This window comes from Lysobacter sp. Soil_C_15, from assembly GCF_057657315.1.
In genome coordinates, this window is sequence record NZ_JBDGIR010000023.1 from 1 (window position 1) to 3883 (window position 3883).

Consider the following 3883-nt stretch of genomic DNA (forward strand, 5'->3'; position numbering starts at 1 on the left):
GCGCCACGCCCAGGCCGATCAGCGCATGCGCGACCCGGTTCGACGCCGCCTCCAGTTGCGCATAGCTCAGCTGCGCCTCGCCGCTGCGCAGCGCGACCGCCTCCGGCGTGCGCGCCGCCTGCGCCTGCAATGCCTCGACGAACGAGGTCGGCGGCGACGCCCGGTCCTGGGCGGAAGCGGAGGAAAGACGGGTCATGCCACGAATCCTTGCAGCGACGGGGTCCTGTTGCATTGCGGAAAAATTCCGGGCAATGCGGCGCATAACCTTACGACGAGTCCATGTCAGGTTGCTACTGCGAATTTGGAATCGCCGTCGTATGCGCGCGTTCGTCCGACAGGTTGTGCGCGATGACGGCTTCAATATACTGCGGTGGCACCAGCAAGAACGGACTTGGCCGGATCGTGCGCCGGATGAATGGGGCGATCGGCGCGCCGCTTGCGTGCATGGAGTGCCTCGGGGCGTTGGGGACGCGTCGAGTGTCGTCGTTTCGTTGGGCAGGGAGTCGGCGTAGTGTCAGAAATGACAGTTCGGCAATGGATTGCAGTAGACGACGAACCGTCGATACTAGGTCCGGCGAGCCAGCGGACGTCGCTCAGCCAGACGGCCGATCGAAATCGCCGCGACCGCCGTCCGGCGGCCGGTTTCGACGCAGCCGCACGCGGCGAAGTTCGGCCCGCGCTGCGGCGGCGCCCGCAAAGCGCGTACCTGCCCCCGCCCCCCAGCGGATGATCGGGCCGGTCGCTGCGTCGCTTGCATGCATCGAACCGCCGTGGCGCGTCGGAGGCGAGCCGGGCGGGGTTTTTCCAGCGAACACGGAGTCTGGTTGATGTCGGGAATGACAGTTCGACAATGGATTGCGGCGGGTCTGGAACTGTCGATTCTGCGCTTGGCGAGCGTGCTGCCGTTGCGGCTGCTGGCGCCGATCTCAAACGTTGCCGGCGCGGTCTACTGGTGGGGCTCGGCCGAATCGCGCCGGATCGTGCTCGACAACCTGGCGCTGTGTTTTCCCGAACTGAGCGAGCGCGAACGGGCCGGCATCGGCCGCAGCAGCCTGGCCCAAGCGGTGCTGGGCTATCTGGAGAAGGGGCGTTGGTGGTTCGGCGACGCGTCCTCGCAGCCCTGCGTGGTCGAGGGGCTCGAGCATCTGCAGGAGCTGGCGTCGCGGGGCCGCGGCGTGCTGCTGCTGGGCTTCCACTTCAGCGACATGGAAAACGCGGTGTTGCTGTTGAACGAACGCATTCCGCTGTGCGCGATGTACCTGCGCCGTCCGAATCCGCTGGTCGACGCGGTGTCGCGCAAATCGCGCGGCCGGCGGCAGATCACCATGATCGAGCGCAGCGACGTGCGCGGCGTGCTGTCCATGCTGCGCGAGGGCGCGGTGCTGTGGTTCGCGCCGGACCAGGAATATCGCGACCGCAACCAGGTGCCGGCGCCATTCTTCGGCATGCTGCTGCATACGTTGTCGTCCGCCACCCGCTTGGTCAAGCTGAGCGGTGCGGCGGTGGTCGCCTTCACCCACCACCGCGAGCGCGGCGGCAGCCGCATCTCGCTGTCGCCGCCGCTGGAAGGCTTCGGCGAAGACGCGGCCGCCGACGCGGCGCGGGTCAATCGCATCCTCGAGGACGCGATCCGGCGCAGCCCTTCGGCCTACTTCTGGATCAACCGGCGCCTTCGCAGCCACGCCGTCGTGCCGCAAGCCTAGTACAGGATATCGCTGCCGTGCGGATGCGGTAGTGCGAGCAATACCGGTTTTCTTTGCCCGTGGTCCAGAATGGAGTCAGCCGTGGTCGTGTCTTCGACGTGTTTTTCGCTCGCGCAGGTGCTGTCCCGCCGCGCCGGGGATACGCAACAGCGCGGGCGCGTCGCGTTCCGCTTCCTGGAGGACGGCGAGGGCGACGGCGTCGCGTTGGATTACGCCGGCCTGGAGCGCGAAGTCGCGCGCATGGCGGACGCGCTGGAAGACCTGGCCGCCAGCGGCGAGCGCGTGCTGCTGCTGCTGCCGCCGTCGCTGGACTACATCGTCGCTTTCCTGGCCTGCCTGCGCGCCGGGCTGATAGCGGTGCCGGCGTATCCGCCGGGCAGCCGGCGCGCCCTGCCGCGCTTGCGCGCGATCTTCGAGGATTGCCGTCCGGCGGTCTGCCTCGCTCTGGACGGGGTACGCGAACGCTGCACGCGCGAGTTCGGCGCGATCGCCGCGGACGCGACCTGGTTCGATCCGCGCCAGCAAGCGCCCGCAAGCGCCGACCGGAGCGGGCGCGAAGCGCGCGCGGTGGCGGCGTCTGCGCCCGCGGTGCTGCAGTACACCTCCGGCTCGACTTCCGCCCCCAAGGGCGTGATCGTCACCCACGGCAATCTGGTCGCCAACTGCGCCGCCGCCGTGGCCCGGTACGGCATGGGCCAGGACGACCTCGTGGTGTCGTGGTTGCCGCCGTTCCACGACATGGGCCTGGTCGGCGCGATCGCCTACCCGCTGTTCGCCGGCGCCAGTTGCGTGCAGTTCTCGCCGGCGGCGTTCATGCGCCGGCCGCAGCGTTGGCTGCAGGCGCTGTCGCGCTATCGCGCGACCCTGACGGTGGCGCCGAATTTCGCCTACGCCTTGCTGGCCGAACGTGCGGACGATCCGCAGTTGCAGGGGCTGGCGCTGGATAGCGTGCGGGTGGCGGTGAACGGCGCCGAGCGGATCCGCCCCGAAACCCTGCGCCGCTTCGCCCAGGCTTATGCCGACCGCGGGTTCGCGGCCGGTGCGCTGACACCGGCCTATGGACTGGCCGAAGCCACCTTGCTGGTCGCCGCGCACGTACGCGGCGCCGGCGAACCGCCGCGTACGATGCTGCTGGACCGCGCCGCGCTGGCGCAGGGGCGGGCGGTCGCCGCGACGGGCCACGACGGCATCGAACTGGCCAGCGTCGGCGCCCCGGCCGGCGTACGCGTATCGATCGCCGATCCGGTCGGCGACGGCCCGGCACAGCACGGAGCGATCGGCGAAATCCTGGTCAGCGGCGCTTCGGTGACGGCCGGTTATTGGGGCCAGCCGGAGCGCACTCGCGAAAGCCTGGTCGAGCGCGACGGCGCGACCTGGCTGCGCACCGGCGATCTGGGTTTCCTGCACGCAGGCGAGCTCTATATCGCCGGCCGCTCGAAAGAACTGCTGATCCTGGGCGGACGCAACCTGTATCCGCAGGACATCGAGCAAACCGTGGCCACGGCGGATGCGGCCTTCAGCGCCGACGGCTGCGCGGTGTTCGCGCTCGACGGCGAGGATTCCGGCGCCTTGGCGATCGTCCAGGAAGTATCCGGCGCGGCGCCGCCGGACACCGCCGGGCTGGCGGCCAGGATCCGTACTGCGCTGGCCGAAACGCACGATATCTATGAGGTCTGCGCCATCGTGCTGGTGCGCGCCGGGCATCTGCCGCGCACTTCCAGCGGCAAGGTGCAGCGCGGACGTTGCCGCGAACTGTTGCGCGCCGGCGAATTCGCCGCGGTGTGGCGATGGTCGGTCGAGCAAGCCGGCGACGATGCGGCGACGCCGCCGCAGCCGGAGGATGGCGTCGCCGAGCGGTTGGCGCGGATCGTCGGCGAGGCGATCGGCGCGGTGCCGCAGGACCCGCACCAGGACCTGTTCGCATTGGGCCTGGATTCGTTGCGGGCCAGCATGCTGATCGCGCGCCTGCGCGAAAGCTTCGCGGTGGAGTTGGCGCCGGCGGATCTGTTCGCGTCGCCGACGCTCGCCGGCCTGGCCCGCAGTCTGCGCTCGGCGCGGCGCAGCGATGCCGAGATCTTGCCCGCCGCCGACCGCCGCCGGCCGTTGCCGCTGTCGTGGTCGCAGCAGCGGCTGTGGTTCCTGGACCAACTGGACGCGGCGGCCGGTGCGGCCTATCACAT

Annotated in this window: 3 protein-coding genes; 2 read left to right on the forward strand and 1 reads right to left on the reverse strand. The window is 69.9% G+C overall.

What is annotated here, in order from left to right; translation table 11 throughout:
• Window positions 1–196: AMP-binding protein (locus tag AC3A57_RS22835; RefSeq protein ID WP_487580995.1), on the reverse strand; the 196-nt coding region annotated here is incomplete at its 3' end.
• A gap of 631 nt (window positions 197–827) precedes the next feature.
• Here AC3A57_RS22835 and AC3A57_RS22840 point away from each other — a divergent pair.
• Both AC3A57_RS22840 and AC3A57_RS22845 read left to right on the forward strand, forming a co-directional pair.
• Window positions 828–1703, forward strand: coding sequence for a lysophospholipid acyltransferase family protein (locus tag AC3A57_RS22840; protein ID WP_487580996.1), 876 nt, complete (start codon window positions 828–830; stop codon window positions 1701–1703).
• An 81-nt stretch (window positions 1704–1784) separates the two neighbouring features.
• On the forward strand, window positions 1785–3883 hold a 2099-nt coding region (locus AC3A57_RS22845; protein WP_487580997.1), incomplete at its 3' end, for an AMP-binding protein.

What these genes read in the sequence shown, in the direction of transcription:
- AC3A57_RS22840 (WP_487580996.1), top strand. Translation starts at nt 828, where the DNA reads ATGTCGGGAATGACAGTTCGACAATGGATTGCGGCGGGTCTGGAACTG.